We start from the raw sequence: 20,989 nt of genomic DNA on the forward strand, positions 1-20,989 counted from the left end.
TCCGTACCCCCTTTATGTAAAACGTTATAACCTTTCAATAATTGTTGCGTTTGCCATTCCCATTCCTTCGCAAATGGCGAGCAGTCCGTATCTTCCGCCCGTGCGTTGCAACTCGTTCACCATGGACACGAGTAATTTCGTTCCCGTTGCGCCAAGCGGATGGCCAAGTGCGATCGCTCCTCCGTTCGGGTTCAACTTTTCAGGATCAGCGTTTGTTTCCCTCAACCATGCGAGCGGGACTGGAGCAAATGCTTCATTCACTTCATAGACGTCCATATCTTCAATTGACAGTCCCGCCTTCAACAAAACCTTCTTCGTCGCTTCAATCGGACCCGTCAACATCAATGTAGGATCGGAACCAACAACCGTACGGGCGACAATCCTTGCGAGCGGCCTTACCCCAAGTTCCTCCGCCTTTTCCTTCGACATGAGCAGGACAGCGGACGCTCCGTCACTCATTTGACTTGCATTTCCTGCGGTGATGGCACCGTTTTCATCGAACACCGTTTTCAGTCCCGCAAGTGCTTCAGGTGTTGTGTCCGGACGCGGGCCTTCATCCCTCGCGACGGTTTCAACTGAACCATCGACGCGATTCACCTCAACCGGCACGATTTCGTCATTGAATTTACCTTCTTCAATGGCTCGGATTGTCTTCTGATGGCTTTCGTACGCGAAGCGATCAAGCTCTTCTCTTGACAGTCCCCATTTTGCCGCAATACGCTCCGCTGATAGCCCTTGGTTGATGATTTCATGCTTTTCCGTTAGCTTCGGGCTCGGTTTGGCGTCCCCCATGTTCGAAAACATCGGCGCCCTTGTCATACTTTCGACGCCCCCGGCAACTACGATGTCCATATCCCCTGCTGCAATTGCTTGCGAAGCAAAGTGGACCGCCTGCTGACTCGATCCGCATTGGCGGTCGATTGTGACGCCCGGAACGTGGATAGGAAACCCTGCAATCAAAGCTGCTGTCCGCGCAATATTGCCCCCTTGTTCACCCGACTGCGTGACACAGCCGAGAATGACATCCTCCACATCTCCTTTATCGATTCCCGCGCGTGTAATCAGTTCTTCGAGAACGACAGCCGCCAGCTCATCCGGTCGATATTCCGAATAACCGCCTTTCCGTCTCGCTACCGCGGTTCGCACCCCTTCGACAATGACAACTTCCCTCATATCGGCACCCCATTCTCTGAATTGATTGATAGTTCGTATAGTTATAGCTTACAGGAAAGCGATCCCAATATCCATAGCGTTTTCAACGGTTCTAGGTAGGAATCGGTCTCAAGTCGTAGACGGAAATCCGCATTGCGCCCGTTTGGATGAAACGAAACACATTGTAAGATGTAGATACAACGAAAGGAGGAACAACAATATGAAAAAATTTGGTCTTGTGACACTCGGTATAGTGGCAGCGATCGTTGTTCTCGCAAACTTAGGGTCAATTTTGGCGCTAGCCATTTCCGGTGCGATTGCTTTTGCAGGGTTCCATTATTACAGGAAGACTGATTCGACATTCTTGAAGGTGTTTTGGGGAATCGTGTTGGTCATCGGATTGGTGACAGCCGTTTCAAATGTGCCTGCGTTCATCGGCATCATCGCATTGCTCGGTGTCTACTACGTATGGCGTAATTGGAATGAACGCCCGAATGACAATGTAATTGAAGCAAAGTATTCCGACGATCCGTTCGTGAACTTCGAACGTCAATGGGATGAAATCACAAAATAAGGAGGAAACTACAATGAGTACATTATGGAACAGATTGAAATATACGGTGCAAGCGGATTTGCATGCTGCGCTAGATAAAAAGGAAGCGAAAAATCCGATTGCGATGTTGAACCAGTACGTCAAGGAAGCGGAGAAACAAACTGAAGCTGTTGGCAAGTTGTTGGAGCGTCAAGGGAAGTTGAAAGTTGAACTTGAAAAGGAGTTCACGGAAGCTGAAACGATGCTCGAAAAACGCCGTCGTCAATTGGAGCTCGCCCAGTCGACAGGCGAAGAAGATTTAGTCGCGTTCGCGCAAGATGAAGTCCGTGCATATGAGACGCGTTCAAACGAATTGGCGAGAAGCATTGCCGAAGCCGCGCAAGAATTGTTCGCCTTGGAGCGGAAATTTGAGGAAATGAAACATAAAGTGAAAGATATGAAAGTCCGCCAGCTTCAATTGATGGGGAAAGAAAACGTCACACGCGCCCATCGCCACATGGACCAATTCATCTCCCCCGAAACTGGCGACAAGCAACTTTCAAGCGTTGATGAAATGAATTCGTATATTGAAAATCTTGGTGGTAAGATTAATCGTGAGCATGAAGTATCCTCGATGGAACGTAGATTGGAATTACTAGAAAAAAATGCCGCATCTACTAACGAAGTTGTGTAAAATAGAAGTAGATATCACTTGCAGAGATTTATGATCACTAACATTTAAAATGGGAAGGTATCTCGCCTTCCCTCTTCCATCTGACATCAAGAAGGGGGCATTACAATGAATCAAATGGATACGAATAAGATGACGTTTTGGGTTGTGGCTTTTCTTGCGCTCTTTTTCATTGAGTCCACTTTCCTTTCGAATGGCAATATCATCTTCCTCCTTCTCGGTGCCGGATTCGCATATTTCGGATTCAAGAAGCGTTCAAAATGGATGACCTTCTTAGGTCTTTTCTTCATCGTTATGGCGTTGATGACGTTGTGGAGCTTGCGCCTGTTATTGTTGGCCGGGTTCATTTACGTTTTATATCACTTATGGAAAGGGATGCCTGCGGAGCAGATGATGCGTCCGCTGAAAGAGTTTCAAAAAGAGACGCCGAACGGCATTTGGAAAAACAAATTGTTTTCCGTCCAGGCTTCCCCCTTCTCCTCATATGAATGGGAAGACGTACAAATCCAAGGCTTTTTCGGGGACATTCACGTCGATGTGACCGACACAGTCCTTCCGAAAGGGACATCATTCATTGCGATTCGACAAGGATTCGGGCGGATCAAAGTTGACCTGCCTTACGAAATTCCTGTCCGCATCCATTACACTACCTTGTTTGGCGAAGCGCGGATTCTTGACATCAGTCCGAAGCGGATGATCAATGAAACGCTTCATTATAAAGAAGGCTATGATACGGACATCGGGGATCGGGCAGAGCTGATCATCTCCCTATCTACGTGGATTGGGGATATTGAGGTGGTGCGGAAATGAAGAACTTCTTTGGCCGCAGCCTCTTTCTGTCCCTTATTTTCATAGCAATTGCTGCACTTTATTTTTACTCGCTCATTGACGTCCCGTTAAGTGAAAGTTGGTTAATCTTTTACGGCATCCAATATGCGAACGTGCCTTTAGGCGTTTGGATCATTTTCACTTGCATTGCGTTAGGTACTGCTATTGCAGGCTGGATGGGCGGTATTGGCCGGTCAAGGGAAAAGGTGATTGAACAACAGCTAACGGGATTGATTCAAAATGAAGAGATTGTGAAAATCACGAAATCATTTTCCCCGAAGATTGATAGAACGCTTGAAGACGTCTCCAATATTTTGATGACGCAGCGAAAAAGCTTACAGCGAATTACAGATGAACGTGCGGAAGCGCAAGAAAAATTAATACAAGAGCAGATTGTACAGGAACGGCAACGGCTCGCTCGAGAACTCCATGATTCGGTTTCCCAGCAGTTGTTTGCCGCTTCGATGCTCATGTCTGCCATCAACGAGCAGGAGCACGAACAGAATATGCAAAAGCCGCTTTTTCAAGTGGAGCGGATGGTGCAACAGGCTCAGCTTGAGATGAGGGCATTGCTGCTTCATTTGCGCCCTGCCGCCTTGAATGATAAATCACTTGCAGAAGGTCTTGAAGATCTGTTAGTTGAATTAAAAGAGAAAGTCTCGTTTGATATCCGCTATCGACTCGAGGAAGTATCTTTGTCTAAAGGAGCGGAGGATCATTTATTCCGCATTGCGCAGGAAACGTTGTCGAATACGTTGCGCCATGCGCAGGCAACGGAAGTCAATGTCCTTTTCGTCGAACGGGACGACCTCGCCATTTTCCGCGTGCAAGATAATGGGGTCGGCTTCGAGGAATCAGATAGTAAAGGCGGTTCATATGGATTGCAAAACGTGAAGGAACGGGCGATTGAAATCGGCGGCACATGCAAAATCGTTTCGGTCCCTTCGCAAGGTACGATTGTGGAAGTGAAGCTGCCTATCAAAAAGGGGGATGAACCGGATGATTCGGATTCTATTGGCGGATGATCATGAAATGGTGCGGATTGGCGTGTCCGCGTATTTACAGACCCAGCCGGACATGGAAGTGGTCGGCGAAGCGGTCAACGGGAAGGAAGCTGTCGAAAAGGCGCTCGCATTGCGACCTGACATCATTTTGATGGATATGGTCATGCCGGAAATGAACGGTGCTGAGGCAACTGCTGAAATCATCAAGCAATGGCCCGAAGCGAAAATCGTCATCGTCACGAGTTTCCTTGATGATGACAAAGTGTATCCCGCACTCGAAGCCGGCGCGATCAGCTACATATTGAAGACTTCGAATGCTAAACGGATTGCGGAAGCTATCCGCGAAACGTTGAAGGGGCAAACTGTATTGGAGCCTGAAGTGACGTCGAAAATGATGCAGAAGATGCGTTCTGGCAACGGGCGCCAACTCCATGACGAGCTGACAGAGCGGGAATTGGAGATCCTTCTTTTATTAGCAAAAGGGAAAACAAATCAGGAGATCGCTGACGACTTATTTATCGCGTTGAAGACTGTGAAAACGCATGTGAGCAATCTTTTGTCGAAGCTTGAAGTGCAGGATCGAACGCAAGCGGTAATTTATGCGTTTAAGAATAATCTTGTGGAATGAAATGTATTAGGTCAAAGGTCACAAAATGAGCATAACTATGTAAAAGCTGCGCATATCTGGGCTGAAGTTGCGCATAACTTGCGGAGTTTGCGCCATAACTGACTTGAAGTTGCGCAAAACAAGTTGAAAGATACGTATAACTTCCTTTCATGACGACATGAATTACAATAAACAATAAAAAACCTACCCCACCACCGGATGTCCGATGGATGGGGCAGTTTTACGTTTATCGATTACCGCGATTCGGATCAAACGGGTAGTCTTCACCCGGATCAGTATCATTATAGCCGTCTTTATTTGCTTCGTTCGTTCTTGTCGGATCATGGTCCTCGAACGCATCCGTCATATTTGAATCTGCTGGGTCGGATAATGGCAGCTCATCCGAAGGCAAGTTGCCTGTTCGTGGTTCATAATCCCGCTCATTCGGATAGTCTCTGCCATTTCTCATTGTGGGCGCTTCATGTTGCTTCGCTGTTTGATCAACCGCATTTTGAGCTTTATTCACGGATTGTCTTGCCTCCCTCTTCATTTCGTTCTTTTCCTGTTCCCACTTCTCTTTGGAAACATCCGCATTTTGCAAACTGCTTTCCATTTTCGATAAATATCGGGCAGCGTGCTCACGTCCGCCTAATCCGAAGGCCAAGCCGAACGCTAATGCGACACCTCCAAGGATGAGGATGAATGCCGCGTTAATAATTGCTGGAGCAATGCCGAGCTGGCTCAATGCCATGAAGAATGCGAACGCTAAAATCGCATATTTCGCTACGTATCGCAATACGTGAGGTTTGCCTGTTTGTGTCGTCATGATGCTGCCGACAAATTTCTCGGCTAGATTTGCGAGCCAGAACCCAATCGCCAAAATGACAACTGCCGCTACTACCATTGGCAAGTATGCAAATATGGCGGTTGCGAGTGTCACCATGAAGTTCAGGTCGAGAATTTGAAGTGCTTCAACGACGAACAACAAAATGATAACGACTTGGACAATCGTACCGATAATTTGAGAGAACGTCGGCATTGTTGCGCTCGAACGCACACCGATCTTTCTGGAAATCGAGTTGATGCCGAGATTATCCAATAAGGAGATGACAATCCCCTTCACCCACTTCGCCAAGTAAATGCCGACCAAAACGAGGACAATGGCAACCGCAATTTTCGGCAGCATCGTCATAATGTCGTTCAACATCGCGATGGCTGGTTGTGAAATTCCTTCAAGATCTAATACTTCCAATGCGGAAACCGTCACCGGAATCATGATGAGAACGAATACGATCGTGCCGACGATTCCAGAGATGCTTGTCCCGGTCGGACTCGCAGTGGATTTCAGCTTATGTGCAAATCTATCGACGCCAACCGATTCAAGCAGCTTTGTTACGATTGTACGGACGATATTCGCGACAACCCATCCAACCGCAAATATTAGTGCTGCGCCGACTAGCTTCGGAATGAAATTCATGAAACTCGTAAGCATTCCTTCGAACGGTCCGCTAATGCCACTCAGGCCGAGCGCATGAAGAATGGCCGGTACAAATAACAGCAAGATGATATAGAACGCAATATTCGCTGCCGTTTCGACCCATTTCGACTTGTCGATTGCGTCAGGGGACCCCCCTACCTTGGCGACGTATTTATTCAATTTCATCTTGCCGCCGACTGCCAAAATCACTTTTTTGACAATCAATGCAAGAACCCAGGCCAATAGTAGAATGAGCCCAGCTTTCAAGATGCCAAGAACCGCTCCGCCGATTCCCGAATACATCGTCATGAATGGCGTGGCAATCATTGAGGCATTCATGATATTAAAGAAGAGAAGGAATGCTAATAGAAGGATTCCGAAGAAGAACACTTTACTGATGATCTTTTCCACATTCCATTTTCCTTCTTTGACATCAAGCCTTTCATTGACCCTCGATTTCTTCAAACGTCTGTACACCGCGTTTTCGACAGCTTTCGCAATGAAAAAGCCGATCAGCAAGACGAGTAAGCCGAGAATCAATTCAGGCAGCCAACTTAGCATATTGGCAACATACATATCTCTATACATTCCGCGTCCTCCATTCAGTTAGGTAGTCTAGTTATGCTATTCCTATAAACGTGGAGAACTAAACCTTCTAGTCTATTGAATTCTGATTGTGATGTCGACTTTGGGCGCGGGAGTCTTTGCTTAAGTGCACGCATTTTTTCGTTCGCGATTCCCATAAAAAAGTATAAGGCCTTTGATTAGAAGATCCTGATTGGAGTAATAAAATGTAATTCATTGCAAAGGTAAAGGTAATCTTTCGTGTAACAAGCATCGATACTAAACAGCACCTCTCTATCAAATAGGAGGATGCTGTTAGTTTTTCACAAAATTTATGGTACGGTTCTCCTCGTTGTATCTAAATGAGGGTTATATTTTCTAGTAAAGAAAGGAGTTGTATTTTACCCTTCTTGCAAAATCTTCAAGTACAGTAAACACAAAATATTATTCCTTAGCTTTCATTCTAAATAGTAAATAGGAGAAATATCATGTACTAACATCAGTAAAGAGGGAGGATATAATTGAAAGGTTTTTTGAAAGCGTTTCCATTATCATTACAGCATTTGTTTGCGATGTTTGGTGCGACAATTTTAGTTCCCGCACTAACCGGTCTTGATCCAGGAAGTGCACTTGTTGCCAGTGGTGTAGGAACATTGATTTTCCATCTAATTACGCGAGGAAAGGTTCCTACTTATTTAGGTTCATCTTTTGCTTTCATTGCTCCTCTAGCATTGTATGCAGGAGAGTTAAATTCACCCGGTCAAGCAGTTGCAGGTCTTATCGCTGTTTCCATTGTTTATGCCATTGTTGCCATTATCATTTCATCTGTCGGCATTGACAAAGTCCGAAAAGCAATTCCTCCTGTTGTTGTTGGACCAGTAGTCAGTATCATCGGTCTTGCACTAGCAACCACGGCGGTGACCAACATGGCTGCAATCAATTGGGATGTAGCTATCGTCAGCCTCCTTGCTGCAATCTTTGCTACGCTTGCAGGTACTAAGACGATCCGTATTTTCCCGCTCATCATTGGTCTAGGAGTAGGTTATATTTATGCAATGGTTCGTGGATTAGTCGATTTTAGTACCATCGCCAGTGCACCAGTGTTTGCCCTTCCACAATTCATAATGCCAGAATTCACGTGGGTCGTCGTCTTCGGGATGGCGCCGATTGCCTTGGTTACTATCATCGAAGACCTTGGACATATGTTGGTACTAAAAGAAATTACTGATAAAGACGTAATAAAGGATCCTGGGTTTTCAAGCGTCTTATGGGGAAATGGTCTTGCAACATTAATCTCAGGGCTCATCGGCGGGCCTGCACAAACGACTTACGCAGAAAACCTCGGAGTTTTAGCCATCACACGCCAATTTTCCAGTAGAATCATTCAAGGTGCTGCTGTTATTGCGATTCTTCTAGGTCTGTTCGGTAAAGTTGGAGCCGCTATCCAATCCATTCCAGTTGCCGTGATGGGCGGCATCTGTATCTTGTTATTCGGTATGATTGCAGGCATGGGGATCCGTCACGTCATTGAGGAAAAAGTTAATCTGTCGAACATGAAAAATTTGGTCATTGTCGCAGTTATCTTTATCATCGGAGTTGGATACGCAAATGGTATCGCCTATGCAACGATTGCTGGATTGCTCATTTATTGGCTCGTACCTGATTTTACAACAAAGAATGAAAGTTAATATGAAAAGGTCGTTCCACACAACACGTTTGTGTGGAACGGCCTTTTTTTTAAGTAAGCCATCGGGCAAAGGCAAGGCATTCAAAACATCATTTACTTATGATAAGGTTCGCCGTATCAATTTAAAGGTAGCAAAGTTCTATATATACTAATGAGGACAAGCAAAATGAAAGTAGTTAAGATACTCCTTTTACTTGTCCTCAAAAATTTATGTTGTTGAAACATCTGTCTTTCCTGGTTCTTATCTAATTCGAACCCTTTGTTGAATTGCAGTTCTAATTTCTGAATATACCTTTATATCTTGTGAATGCTCAACCATTACTGATATACAGTAATTTTGTTGGTGATTTTCATCAACTATCCACTTATTTGAATTGATGACTACTAAGGTAAGAGGTGAGCTGGGTAATGCTTTCGGTTCTCTTTTATATTCTTTAACTCCCTTTTGATGACATCCACTATTCCTAATGGTTGGTCCTGGGTTAAATTCAATTTCATATTTATCTAATTCGCCTATAACAGCTTCATCATCAGAAAAGTCATATTCTGCAAATTTTTCAGCTATAACATTTTGATTAATAGAATGATAGAGTTTAAATTGCATACGATTCCCTAAATAGCTGTCACCTCTTGTCATTCTTGTAATTGGATCAAAAGTTAAAGCAACAGATATTCGTTTATATCCTTTTGTTTCAAAAAATAATTGTGGCAGATCAAACGAATAAACTTGTACCTTATCTAATCCAATAACTCCCTCATCAAGTAACAACACTCTATTATCAAGTGAAGAAATAGCCCTATCATAGCTCGGTAGTCCATATCCTCTAACTTTTAGTAATGACTTTTCTTTATTAGTATCAGTTCCATTAAATCCATCAATTTTTATCATTTCTGTTGATTGTAATAAAAGATTTTTTAAGTAGTTTGCTGACTTATCTGGATATTCATTAGCTATCTGACCTAATATATGGGTAATCATTGGTGCTGAAAAACTTGTACCATAACTAAAATTGAATAGCTTTTCAGTAGGGTTATTTGATAACAGAGGGAGTTTGCCACCATTATCTTCATTAATTCTTCCAAACTCTTTTTTTAATATCATATTTCCACCATAGTGAACCACTTCAGGCTTAACCATTCCGTTAATTCCAAATCCAGTACGGGTAAATGGAGATGATTCAAGGTGTTGCGCAATTGGAATATGTAAAATAGATTTATGGCCATCCATAGATTGTTCTTGTATTGTCACTTCTTGAGCTATTGATCCAACAGTTAGAGAAAGTGCAGATGTAGCTGGATTAATTATTCTAAAATAATCACTTTCGACCAAGTAATTAGGGTAATTTTCAATAATTTCTTCTAACTCATCATAAATCATTCTTGGATCAGAATTCCCAGCAGATACAACAAACACAACATCCTCATATTCATAGGCTAACTCATCTAATAATGCCGCTAATGGGAACTGTCTATTGTTTTTGTCCATTAATGATTCATTCGCATTTCCAAACGATAGATTAACAACCTTGATTCTATAACTTTCATTATTAAGAAAACTCCTGACAGCCATATTTAACTGGTTCTCAAAGAGTTTTTCCTCGTCATAGACGGGATAGAAGTTTCCTCGTAAATCTTCTACTCCATACATAACTTTTGCAGAAAATAGCCAATTTGATGGTTGAAATATACCTTCATTGATTCTTTGTTTTATATCACCATATAAAGCTACCCCTCCGACAGCTGTCCCATGTCCAACTTTATCTTGAAGTTCTTTTTCTACTTCTTGAAAATTTTCCTCATCTCCAACAGCCTTTTCCAATAATGGATGATTAGAAGTTATCCCCGAATCAATAACTAACACACCTACCGATTCATCATCTGGAGGAGAGACATCAAATTCCTCAACAGCTTGTCCAAAATAATCACTCAGTTTAAATGTTGGAATAAAAGGTCGATCTATTCTCGCAATCTCTTTGAACTGGATAATTTCTGTAAAAATCTCATAAGAAATTTTCACCCTAAAAAGAGCAAAGGAATTTGTTATTAAACTATCACATATGCGAAACTTGCTCCGATTATCATATGTATTATTGAGCTGTTGTATAAAGTCATCTATATGTTGATTATCCATTCTCCATAGCTCTATATCTAAATATTCTATAGCACCTTCATTAATTGGGTTTTTAGTGAGGCTTTTACCCATCTTATCTTCAACAGTTATGTCTTCAATTGAGTCTATGACATGAAAAAACTCATATTTGTTTCCATCTTTCACTCCTGAATATTGCGCCAATTTATCCTTAAAGCTCTCTAATTCGGTGTCATTAGAAAAAACAACCCAATAACCTTTACGATTTTCTGCTACTGACAAGACTGTAATTCCACCCATGGAGTTTAGTGTTTTAGAAAATTGATTGTAATCAACGCTTTGATTAACTGAGATTCTATAGATCAAATTAGGATCCACTTTACCATTAAACTTTTCTTTAAGTTCGGAAAAAGAACTTGTTATCTGTCCTGCCTTATCACTAACTTCCCTATAATAATCCCGTTTAATTCTACCCTCTGGCATAGTAAATCCCCCACCACCTTGCCTTTTCCTTCTTTCAAGTCCCCCTATGTGTGGTGGTAAAGACAGATGCTCATACATTAGTTCTCCCCCTTGTTAACTAATCAGTTCTTAAAGCCAAACGTTCTTTAAAACGGTCTAATGAGTATCTCAAATCACTAATTGTAATCGATTCTCTTTCATTTATAATAGCATGGGTAATTGCGTCTCTACACATACTCTTTAAATCAGATGGTGAAAATTCCTCTGTTTCCTCAGCTATCAACTCTATATTAATATCCTTCTCCTTCTTTATTGGCTTTAAATAAAGTTTAAGCAAACTTACTCTTTCTGAACGATCTGGTAACTCAAAATTAATTACTTCATCAAATCTTCGCCAAATTGCAGGGTCAAGGATATGTGGATGATTAGTAGAAGCTATAATTAAACTGTCCCCCTCGAAGTTATCTAACATTTGAAGGAAATTGTTCACCACTCTCTTAATCTCTCCTGTTTCATGTTGGTCATCTCTGTTTTTTCCAATAATATCAACTTCATCAAATAAAACAATCCAAACACCATTTGAAATAAAATCAAATACCTTCTTAAGGTTTGTTGCAGTTTCACCAAGGTAAGAGGAAATAATTGCTTCGAAGTTTACATAGACGAGAGGAATACCCAAATAAGAACTTATAACTTGTGCAGAAAAAGTCTTCCCTGTTCCTGGCATACCACAGAATAATATCTTGTTCTTTGGCTTTAAATTATACGTAGCAAGAATTTCGTGAGATTTAAAACCTAACACAATCTGTTTCAAAGCATAATCAGTTTTAGTCGAAAGTATTAATTCTTCCCAAGCATGGTTGTAACGCCTTAATTCTAATAAGGGAAAACCTGTATCATTATCTCTTGGAATTGGTACATCTGTTTTAAATCGCCTATTCGAATTAATTCGAATATTGCTCGTAGCATACAATGCCTCTTTTAACTCTTTGGCAACTATATTATGTTTCTTCCGTTTCTCCAGATTGATAAGTTCTTCGGCAAGTCTATAGAATTCCTCTTCATCTTTCTTCGAGAAAGCTATAAATAGTTTTTTTATTATTTCATTTGTTGTCATGTTGTTCACCTCCAATTCTAACTCAAATATAATTTGGTTCTTTACAGTATACTCTGTTAATAAGAAATTGTTAAATTCACCTGCAATTCAAACTACGACCAAAGACATGGTATTATTACTTTTCACCTTTTCTTTCGAAACTAATCATTTTCTCCACAAAATGATTGATAAAACATGAAACTGTTATGCTTATTATATGTAAATCCTAATAATAAAGCACAGGATAAGGGCATCTCTCCTTAATAATAAGTTAATCGAAATCTTTAACTAAGTAAAGGTGACACGTATAAAATGACAGCTTATTAGAGTTGGATAGTTTTAAAAGGAGTTATATAAGAAAACAAATAAAAAGGAACTAAAGAATATTTACTTTTCCTTTATTGCTCATCTTCCAGAGAAAGACTTGGATCCAACAGATCCAAGCCTACATAATGACACTAAACCAGTCCCTCTTCTTATGAAGGGATTATATTTTAAACCTAACCATTACCTATTTGTGATACGGTTCACCGTAATGCAGTTAGTTACCATTTTGCTAACAATTTGGCTACAGGGCTATATGCGTTAACATTCATAATTAGGTAGCCTGCTGCTCTGATTAATTATTTACCAAGGCTTCAGTATTAAATCCATATAAGTATGTAGCAACAAAAAACAGAGACACTAATTCATATGTGAATCGTGTCTCCGAATAGTTTGTTATTTGAAGTTTACTCCCCAACAACCGAACCCTTAATGTTTCAGCCCCTACTTCTGCTCTACCATTAATCCTCTTCCAAATCTAAACGATTCTTCTTGAACATTTTCGATAAGATTTCATACACGATCGGCACGACGATCAACGTCAACAATGTGGAGCTGATTAAACCGCCGATAACGGTGATGCCGAGTCCTTTGGAAATCAATCCACCGCCTCCGCCAGTTCCCATTGCTAATGGAATGAGGGCGCCGATTGTCGCGATCGCCGTCATCAAGATCGGGCGTAAACGTGTAGCGCCCGCTTCTAATACAGCATCACGCATTTTCAGCCCAGTACGTTCCATCCGGATAATACGATCTACTAGTACGATCGCATTCGTGACGACGATACCGATCAACATCAAAAGACCCATCATGACCGGAACGGAAATCGTTTCGCCTGCGATGAGCAAGCCGACGAACGAACCGATGACTGCAAATGGCAGTGAGAAAAGAATCGCAAACGGTGCCACACCTTCACGGAAAGTGACGACGAGGATGAAGTAGACAATCGCTATAGCCGCAAGCATCGCTAGACCGAGCTGTGTAAATGCCTCTTCCATGTCAGCTGCGACACCCGCCGTATCGACCGTTACACCTTTCGGAAGATCCAATTCGTCAATCGCTTTATCTACTTCGGAAGTCGCTTTGGAAACATCAGCGTCAATCAGCTTACCTGAAACCGAGGCATAATATTGCCCTTTGCTTCGCGCTAGCGTATTGAACGTCGATCCTTCTACAACTTCAACAATTTCGGAAAGCTTGATTGTAGTACCTAATGCTGTTGGAACTTCCTGGTCAAGCATTTCATCAATCGATTTTGGTTGTTCTGCTTGTTCCTGCTTCACGACAACTTCCAACTCATTACGGTCTTTGCCGATTGTCGTCAGAACTTCCTGCGTCCTGGACGGGTTAAGCATCATAATAATTTGCCCAGTCGTTAATCCATATTGCAGCAACTCATCTTGTGTCGCCTTCAATGTGTATTGGACGTATGCATCTTCTGCACTTGAAGAGACATCTTCAATTCCTTTGTTTTTGCCCATGATGTCTTCAACCTGTAGGACAGCTTCCTTCAGGCTGCTTAAATTTTCACTATAGAACGTGTAGCTAATTTCATTTGTAGCCATCCCCATGGAACCGAAATCTTGGCTCTTCCATTCTCCGGACTGGCCGATGTTGAATACATAGTCTTCAATTTCCGAACGAACCTCTGGGAAGTCTTCCATATCCGGATCAAAGATGAGGTACATAAGCGCACCGTTCGATCCGCCACCCATCATAGCGGTCATCGGATCGCCGCTTTCCGTGACGGATAATTGGACAATATCGATATCGTCGCGCTTCAGCATTTCTTTCTCGACAGCTTCAACGTTTGCTAATGTCTCCTCCATCAGCTCTCCCGTTGCAGGCGTGTACGTAATATACATGACTTTTTCTTCTTCACTGCCTAAGAAACTGAAGCCGATCAAAGGCATGAGCCCTAAGCTTCCTACCAAAAGAACGATGGAAATGATCGATGTAATGACTTTATGATTCAAGGACCAATTTAAAACGCCTTTATACCAATTCGCCATTTTGCCAGCTTCCTTATGCTGACTTTCCTTCTTTTCGCCATACAGTTTTTTCTTGAATAAAAAATGGGACAATGCAGGCACGATTGTAATCGCGACGAGCAATGAAGCACCAAGTGCAAATGACATCGTCAATGCGAACGGCATGAACAACTCTCCGACCATACCGCCCACAAAGATCAGCGGTGCAAATACCGCAACTGTAACGAGCGTGGAAGACATGATTGGTTTGAACATCTCAATTGTCGCTTCACGAATCAATGTACGGCCTGATAGCTTCTCAGTTTTCAAATGCAGTCGCCGGTATATATTTTCCACGACGACAATCGAGTCATCGATGACACGACCGATGGCAACCGTAATGGCACCAAGCGTCATAATATTAAGCGTAATATCCATCCAGTGAAGGATCATAAGCGCCATGAAAATGGAAACTGGGATCGAAACGATCGAAATGATCGTCGATTTGATATCACGCAAAAATAGTAGGATGATCAATATAGCAATCAAACCACCGAAAAGTGCTTTTTCGACCATCGTTGAGACAGATTGTTCGATCGGCTCCCCTTGGTCAAGCGATACGTCAACGACTAGACCTTCAATCGCTTTTTCTTCATCTTCCATTAACTTCTTCACGTCATTTACGACATCGACCGTATTCGCCCGCTGTCCTTTGACGATTTGAATCGCAATCGCGTTTTCACCGTTTGTACGGGAAACGGACTGCACCTTACCTACTTTTTCAATCGTTGCAATTTCACCGAGCTCAACGAAAGGCGATGGATTCGCCTCTGACGGCGTGACAGGGATGAGCATGCCCTTCAACTCATCGATTGTCATGAACTTGCCGTCGACAGCGACCGCTTGCTCGCCTTCCTCAAATTCAAAGAGACCGAGTGAAACTTCCATATTGCTCGCTTGGATCATTTGTTTCACAGTATCTTCCTGCAAACCAAGCGCAGCCATTTTCTCCTCGTCGTACGTAAGCTCGACTTGTTCAATATGCTGACCCGAAATCGTTGCGGAAGCAACTCCGTCAATTTTTTCGATTTTCGGCAGTAAAATATCTTCGACAGTGGACGTCAATTCAACGATATCTTCTGATGTACTGCTCACACTTAACGCAACGACAGGCATCATATTCATGCTAATTGCAGTAATGACAGGTTCCTGTGCGCCTTCCGGCAATGTTAACGAATCCATCGCAGAAGCTAAGGCCCGTTTCGCTTCATCCATATCAATGCCGTACTCATATTCCACTTGAATGCTAGACATATTGGAATATGAATTGGAGTAGACAGACTTCACATGATCTAAGTTTTCTACCGCCCTCTCGATCGGTATCGAGACTTCCTCCATCACTTGCTCTGGAGTTGCACCCGGATAGACACCCATGACCATTAAGTACGGTATCGAAATATCCGGCAGCGTTTCTGTTTTCATTTGCGTAGCTGAATAAACGCCTGACACCGTAATAATAATAGTAAGTAGCCATACTGCTAGTTTATTCTTTAATACAAAATTGACTAACCCTTTCACCCTGACACCTTCCCTATATTGACAGTTTACACTCAATTATTTATACTAATGACCAACCGGTCAATTGTCAAGAATTAGCAATGGAGAGATTCAAATATATGACAAAAAAACAACTAATTATGGAAAAGGCATTGGAGCTTTTTGCAAAACAAGGATTTGAGGCGACGTCTGTCCAACAAATAACAGACCATTGCGGCATTTCCAAAGGTGCCTTCTATTTATCATTCAAGTCGAAAGACGAATTGATCGTCGCATTGATTGACCACTTCATGAGAGCGTTTTCAGCCGACATTGACTATGTGGTCAATCGTGAAGAGAACAAGAAAAAACTGCTATACAACTTTTACTACACGACATTCGAGTCGTTCAATAAACATTCTGATTTTGCTAAGTTCCTCATGAAGGAACCTTTGCAATCATTCAACGAAGAGCTTTTCACGAAACTCCATAATTACAATAAATCTATTGAAAAAGTGATTTTATCATTAATTGAACGATTATACGGCGAACGGTCTAATGAGCTGAAATACGATTTATTATTCATCATCAAAGGATTTATGAGTACCTACTCGGAATTATTCTTACTTTATAAATTACCGATTGATTTGGATTTACTCGTTCGGTCCCTCGTCGAAAAGACGAATCTACTAGCCAAGAACATGACAATTTCCTTCATTTCCGATGAACTGATCGAAATGATCGATCAACCCCTCATGAATGAAAACCTTTCATTAGAAGGAATGGTTGAAATGATAGAAAAGAACATCGAAGACATAGAAGATTCGATTGAAAAAGATTCGTTGAGCCTGTTGAAGCAAGAGCTGTTAGAACCTTCATTACATCCAGCGATTGTAAAGGGGTTGTTGGAGAACATCCAGCACCATCCGCATTGTAAATGGGTTGCTTACTTGTTGAGGAAGCATTTTGGAATGAAATAATTTAAAGTTTTTGTTTAAAAGGGGTTGGTTGTATGAACATTTGGAGGAAAGTTGAGAACGATATTTGGAAGTTGAACCCTGTAACTTTAAATGATATAGAAGAGGTTGAATACCGACTTTCCATACGTCTGCCAGAGACCTATAAAAAGATTATCCTGGAACAAAACGGTGGAACAATCGCCTTTAATGCGTACCCCTCACCTCAGATTACAGACTGGGGAGATTTCGTAAAGATTGAGGCTATACGGGGTGTCGGCGAAGAAAACGGGATACTTGAAAGTGATTATTTCATTCATGAATGGAACCTTCCAAATGACATACTGTTACTTGATGGCGATGGACATTCTTGGATTGCACTGGATTATCGGCAGAAGAATGAGAATCCCCCGGTAGTCTTTATCGATACAGAACGTGATCAACTCTTTGAATTAGCTCCAGATTTTGATGTGTTTGTGAGTGGATTATTTTCAATCGAGGATACGGGTAGTAGCTACGGAGATATCGAAGTAGCGTATGACTATATGCCTTCATACACAGAAGAAGAAGTACTCGAGGAATTTGCGAAAGGAGATATTGCTAGGTGCATTGAATTAATTCATATGATGTCTTACTCTTACAGCCAAGATTTTGTATTGAAGAGTTATAGTAAATTCATTCAACATAAAGAGTTAGCTATCAGGGAAGCAGTGGCATCAGAATTCCTAAATTTAATTGCAAACGACGATGTCCAGGTAAATGACTTGTACAACGATCTGCTTCGTCTAATTTCAGAAGATCCAAGTGAATCTATTCGTGTATATACCGGTTTTATCAAAGACGAAATAGCGAATAAAACATAAAGACGAATGTCGATTGGATGACATTCGTCTTTTAGTATATTTAATTATTTCCAATCGCCCGATTCAACCCATGAATGACACCTGCATGAACACCCTCATGCCATAAAGCAAATTGAATAACGGCATCGACCGTCCCCATCGTTAACATTTTACCAATTTTGAGTGGCTCAGGCAGTTCCTGATCGAGCTTGCCTTCCAACGCTTCAACGATGCGCGGCATCTGTTCCTGTAGAGCAGTTACCAATTCATCATTCGAAGGGACTTGACCTTCCCACGTTGCCGGGCTCGTTCCCCTATCAAATAATGTTTGCCACTCTTGGTGATGTGGTACATAGGATGGTAAAACTTGAGCCGTAAAATCTTCCAAAGAACAGTAGATATGCCCGACATTCCAACGGATTGTATTATTGAATCCAGTCGGTTGCTTATCCCATGCATCATCCTTCACTTGTGATAAACGCCCCATCGTATAGATTCTTGCAAACTTCAATTGTTCAATTGTTTCCATTTCCCTCTCCCCCTCTTCTTCATCATACTAAAAAGGGGTGAAAAAGAAAAAGCGGACATCCGCTTTCGGGAGTCCACTTTATGTTAGATCTATCGGTTTATCATTTCTCTTTTGGCTGTTCCATCTTTCACGGGTCATGCTGTTGAATTCCCGATTTTCATTCGGTTGCGCATCAGCAGACATCTCATTATCCATCACTTGGAATTCATTGACAAGCGGCTTATTTTCACTATAAGCAGATGGATCTTCCTTGCCTGTATGGTCTTGAGCGTTTTTACGGAATTCATGTGTCCAGTTCGAGTCGGCAGGGTCCGCCAAAGGCAGTTCATACGCCGGTCCCACACCTTTTCCAGGATATAGGATCTTCGGTTCCAAGTCCTTTTTATTCGGATATTTACCATCAACGATCGTCATATGGATTCCTCCTTTTTCTCTCTTTCAACACGGAGTCCCGCAAGGTGAGAAGTAGTTTTATTCTATTCCCGTTCTCCACGAAGTATAAACCTATTTTTTCGAAATAATTTGCAAAGGGAACATCAATCTTTTTTTTTCGTCAAAACAACATAGAAATTAATGGAGAATCTCGCGGGGTGATTGTATGCAAAAATGGTTCGGAGCTGCTTTCCCTGTTTTGAGCATTTTGCTTTTGTTATGGATTGAGCAAAGTGTAGGCGTTTCATATGGAGTTAAAACAGTCGCGAAGGTCATACTATTTCTTGCAATTCCTTTGATTCTTTTCCGTGCGACAAGATTTCCATTTCTCCGGTTTCGAAATGCGGATCGAAAGAGCGTACAACTTGCTTTCATTTTAGGAATATCGATCATGGTGCTCATCATCGGTGCTTTCCTTTTATTGCAAACGCATATCGACATCGCTTCCTTGCGGGACGATTTGCTGCAATCCGGCATTACACCTAGAGTCTTCCCGTTCATCGCGCTTTACATCTTGATTGGAAACTCAGTCATCGAAGAATTCTTTTTTCGCGGATTGCTGCCAAGCTTATTCGGCCAGTCAAAAATGCGGTTCATCCTACCACCCTTCTTTTTCGCCGTTTACCATATCGCCATCTTCTTACCTTGGTTCACATTGCCGATTTTATTACTCGCTGTCGGGGGCCTCTGGGCAGGCGGCCTGATCTTTCAGCTTGTGAATGAAAAAAGCCACACCATCCTGCCGTCCTGGATCATCCATATGTTTGCGGATGTCGGTATTTTACTCATCGGGGTTTATGTGCTTTATTTTTATTGACCGCGACGATTTCCCAATAGTAATTTTTAGCCAATATGATAGGATTAAGAAAACAACAAGATATTCCAACAAGAGAGTGTGGCTGCGAAATTTTCAGCCACACTTTTTAACAATCAATTATACGACAATTCAAAACTAAGTGGTGATTATTTGAAAAACATTTGCTTGCTGAGATGTATATACCTTAAGATCAATCCACTTTTAGAGAGAAGGAATGCCTTTGCAAACAATTAAAAATGCGCTACTTATTTTACTTACAATAACTGTTTGTGTGTTAACGTACTATAACTTGACCTATCAAAAACAACTAAAAGAAAGCAACCGTATGATAAATAGTACTTTAAAAGAAAATTCCAACTTAGAGGCACAGCTACGTACTGCAATTAGTGAATTACAATTGGCCGATGCTGCAGAAAAGGACTTCCCAATGTATTCTAGCGATGAACTAGCACTAACGGGATACGCAGGTACAAAACAAGATGTAATCATAGATCTTATTGAGTATTCACACTTGATTCCTTACGAATCCTTATCTGGCGAGATGAACTTTATTCAGGAAGATGCACAAATACTTACACATGAATGGGCTTTTATGCCGTTTGGTGATGGATCAACTGGCGGCTACCTCTTAGTAAAATTTAGTGTGGATGAAAATGGCCATTATCCAAGTTATATTGAAGTTATCGATTCATACTTGTATGGTGAAGGTTTTAAATAGAGGGCGATAAAGGGATTGAAGGTGTCAAATGGTTGATTTAATCATAAAAGAGGGATATTCAGTCGGTCAATTCAAATTTGGCATGACGATGGAGGAAGTTGAACAATGTAATAAACTCTACATGGAGAGGTATGGCATCAATAAGGAATCATTCTTTTTTGAGTACGATGAAGAAGGAAAAGTCACCTCTATTCACCTCCTCATAGAAGAACTTAAAAAGCACTTCCAATGTAACTTCAAAGGAATTGATTTGTTGAATTTGAAGGCGAGTGAGCTCATAAAGGCTATCGATACCATTGACCCCTACATTAGAGATCAAGAGGCACTGCGAGGTTTCACATATCAATTTCCCGATCTAGGTTTAACCCTTTGGAGAGGCAATGTTTGTACTGAAGAAGATCTTGAAGCAGACTGGTTCAAAGAACTTATTCCTGAGAATCAAGAAGATGAGAAGCGATTTCTGTTCTTTGAAACAATCACTTTCCATCATAAAGAAAAAGTGTTTCAACGATTTCCGGAAACTGAAATCAATATTGAAAAGAATCTCACTCAGCGAACGACCACATATTGGGAGAAAGAGCCAGATCCCGACCAGTTACGAGAACTTGCTATTAAATTCGGATTGGAAATACCTAAAAATCTAAAATAGTGTATGGACGATTATTAGAAAAATCCG

Annotated in this window: 18 protein-coding genes; 11 read left to right on the top strand and 7 right to left on the bottom strand. The window is 41.7% G+C overall.

What is annotated here, in order from left to right; genetic code table 11:
• Nucleotides 1-24 precede the first annotated feature (24 nt).
• Nucleotides 25-1,173: a thiolase family protein gene (locus MHZ92_RS06065; protein WP_239430688.1), complete on the bottom strand. Its 1,149-nt coding sequence runs from the start codon at nucleotides 1,171-1,173 to the stop codon at nucleotides 25-27.
• Nucleotides 1,174-1,372: 199 nt separating this feature from the next.
• On the opposite strand from MHZ92_RS06065, the gene MHZ92_RS06070 reads away from it, so the two are divergent.
• The 5 genes from MHZ92_RS06070 (at nucleotide 1,373) to MHZ92_RS06090 (ending at nucleotide 4,835) form a co-directional block, all read left to right on the top strand.
• Nucleotides 1,373-1,726, top strand: coding sequence for a lmo0954 family membrane protein (locus tag MHZ92_RS06070; protein WP_239430689.1), 354 nt, complete (start codon nucleotides 1,373-1,375; stop codon nucleotides 1,724-1,726).
• Nucleotides 1,727-1,739: 13 nt separating this feature from the next.
• Nucleotides 1,740-2,378 carry a PspA/IM30 family protein gene (locus MHZ92_RS06075; protein WP_239430690.1) on the top strand — a complete coding sequence of 213 codons (639 nt, stop codon included), beginning with the start codon at nucleotides 1,740-1,742 and terminating at the stop codon, nucleotides 2,376-2,378.
• Between the two features lie 105 nt (nucleotides 2,379-2,483).
• Nucleotides 2,484-3,185, top strand: a complete 702-nt coding sequence (gene liaF / locus MHZ92_RS06080; RefSeq protein ID WP_239430691.1) for a cell wall-active antibiotics response protein LiaF — start codon at nucleotides 2,484-2,486, stop codon at nucleotides 3,183-3,185.
• Complete coding sequence (locus tag MHZ92_RS06085; RefSeq protein ID WP_239430692.1) at nucleotides 3,182-4,228, top strand: sensor histidine kinase; 1,047 nt, start codon at nucleotides 3,182-3,184, stop codon at nucleotides 4,226-4,228. The genes liaF and MHZ92_RS06085 overlap by 4 nt, the downstream gene beginning before the upstream one ends.
• Nucleotides 4,203-4,835 (top strand): response regulator transcription factor, encoded by a 633-nt coding sequence (locus MHZ92_RS06090; RefSeq protein WP_239430693.1) that lies wholly within the window; start codon nucleotides 4,203-4,205, stop codon nucleotides 4,833-4,835. The genes MHZ92_RS06085 and MHZ92_RS06090 overlap by 26 nt, the downstream gene beginning before the upstream one ends.
• A 226-nt stretch (nucleotides 4,836-5,061) precedes the next feature.
• On the opposite strand, the gene MHZ92_RS06095 is transcribed toward MHZ92_RS06090, so the two are convergent.
• Nucleotides 5,062-6,879, bottom strand: coding sequence for a mechanosensitive ion channel (locus MHZ92_RS06095; protein ID WP_239430694.1), 1,818 nt, complete (start codon nucleotides 6,877-6,879; stop codon nucleotides 5,062-5,064).
• A 497-nt stretch (nucleotides 6,880-7,376) separates the two neighbouring features.
• Between MHZ92_RS06095 and MHZ92_RS06100 the strand changes: the two genes are divergently transcribed.
• Complete coding sequence (locus MHZ92_RS06100) at nucleotides 7,377-8,543, top strand: solute carrier family 23 protein (RefSeq protein ID WP_255723404.1); 1,167 nt, start codon at nucleotides 7,377-7,379, stop codon at nucleotides 8,541-8,543.
• A 240-nt stretch (nucleotides 8,544-8,783) separates the two neighbouring features.
• Here the strand turns inward: MHZ92_RS06100 and MHZ92_RS06105 are convergent, their stop codons facing one another.
• From MHZ92_RS06105 to MHZ92_RS06115, 3 genes are all read right to left on the bottom strand, one after another.
• A complete protein-coding gene (locus MHZ92_RS06105; protein ID WP_239430695.1) occupies nucleotides 8,784-11,192 on the bottom strand; it encodes a S8 family peptidase in 2,409 nt (802 codons plus the stop codon).
• Between the two features lie 19 nt (nucleotides 11,193-11,211).
• On the bottom strand, nucleotides 11,212-12,210 hold the full coding sequence (locus MHZ92_RS06110) for an AAA family ATPase (protein WP_239430696.1): 999 nt from the start codon (nucleotides 12,208-12,210) through the stop codon (nucleotides 11,212-11,214).
• 764 nt (nucleotides 12,211-12,974) lie between these two features.
• Nucleotides 12,975-16,061, bottom strand: a complete 3,087-nt coding sequence (locus tag MHZ92_RS06115) for an efflux RND transporter permease subunit (protein WP_239430697.1) — start codon at nucleotides 16,059-16,061, stop codon at nucleotides 12,975-12,977.
• Nucleotides 16,062-16,159: 98 nt separating this feature from the next.
• Here MHZ92_RS06115 and MHZ92_RS06120 point away from each other — a divergent pair, with 98 nt between their 5' ends.
• Together MHZ92_RS06120 and MHZ92_RS06125 are read left to right on the top strand one after the other, a co-directional pair.
• On the top strand, nucleotides 16,160-16,999 hold the full coding sequence (locus MHZ92_RS06120) for a TetR/AcrR family transcriptional regulator (protein WP_239430698.1): 840 nt from the start codon (nucleotides 16,160-16,162) through the stop codon (nucleotides 16,997-16,999).
• A gap of 32 nt (nucleotides 17,000-17,031) precedes the next feature.
• Nucleotides 17,032-17,838: an SMI1/KNR4 family protein gene (locus MHZ92_RS06125; protein WP_239430699.1), complete on the top strand. Its 807-nt coding sequence runs from the start codon at nucleotides 17,032-17,034 to the stop codon at nucleotides 17,836-17,838.
• Between the two features lie 40 nt (nucleotides 17,839-17,878).
• Here MHZ92_RS06125 and MHZ92_RS06130 read toward each other — a convergent pair whose 3' ends face one another.
• A complete protein-coding gene (locus MHZ92_RS06130; RefSeq protein ID WP_239430700.1) occupies nucleotides 17,879-18,346 on the bottom strand; it encodes a DinB family protein in 468 nt (155 codons plus the stop codon).
• Between the two features lie 78 nt (nucleotides 18,347-18,424).
• Nucleotides 18,425-18,760 (bottom strand): hypothetical protein, encoded by a 336-nt coding sequence (locus MHZ92_RS06135; protein ID WP_239430701.1) that lies wholly within the window; start codon nucleotides 18,758-18,760, stop codon nucleotides 18,425-18,427.
• A 184-nt stretch (nucleotides 18,761-18,944) separates the two neighbouring features.
• Here MHZ92_RS06135 and MHZ92_RS06140 point away from each other — a divergent pair, with 184 nt between their 5' ends.
• The 3 genes from MHZ92_RS06140 (at nucleotide 18,945) to MHZ92_RS06150 (ending at nucleotide 20,962) form a co-directional block, all read left to right on the top strand.
• Nucleotides 18,945-19,595 (top strand): CPBP family intramembrane glutamic endopeptidase, encoded by a 651-nt coding sequence (locus tag MHZ92_RS06140; RefSeq protein WP_239430702.1) that lies wholly within the window; start codon nucleotides 18,945-18,947, stop codon nucleotides 19,593-19,595.
• A 220-nt stretch (nucleotides 19,596-19,815) separates the two neighbouring features.
• A complete protein-coding gene (locus tag MHZ92_RS06145; RefSeq protein WP_239430703.1) occupies nucleotides 19,816-20,313 on the top strand; it encodes a hypothetical protein in 498 nt (165 codons plus the stop codon).
• 88 nt (nucleotides 20,314-20,401) lie between these two features.
• Nucleotides 20,402-20,962 carry a hypothetical protein gene (locus tag MHZ92_RS06150; protein WP_239430704.1) on the top strand — a complete coding sequence of 187 codons (561 nt, stop codon included), beginning with the start codon at nucleotides 20,402-20,404 and terminating at the stop codon, nucleotides 20,960-20,962.
• Nucleotides 20,963-20,989: the final 27 nt, after the last annotated feature.

Origin of the sequence: Sporosarcina sp. ACRSL (genome assembly GCF_022346605.1) — a bacterium.
Lineage (GTDB): Bacteria > Bacillota > Bacilli > Bacillales_A > Planococcaceae > Sporosarcina.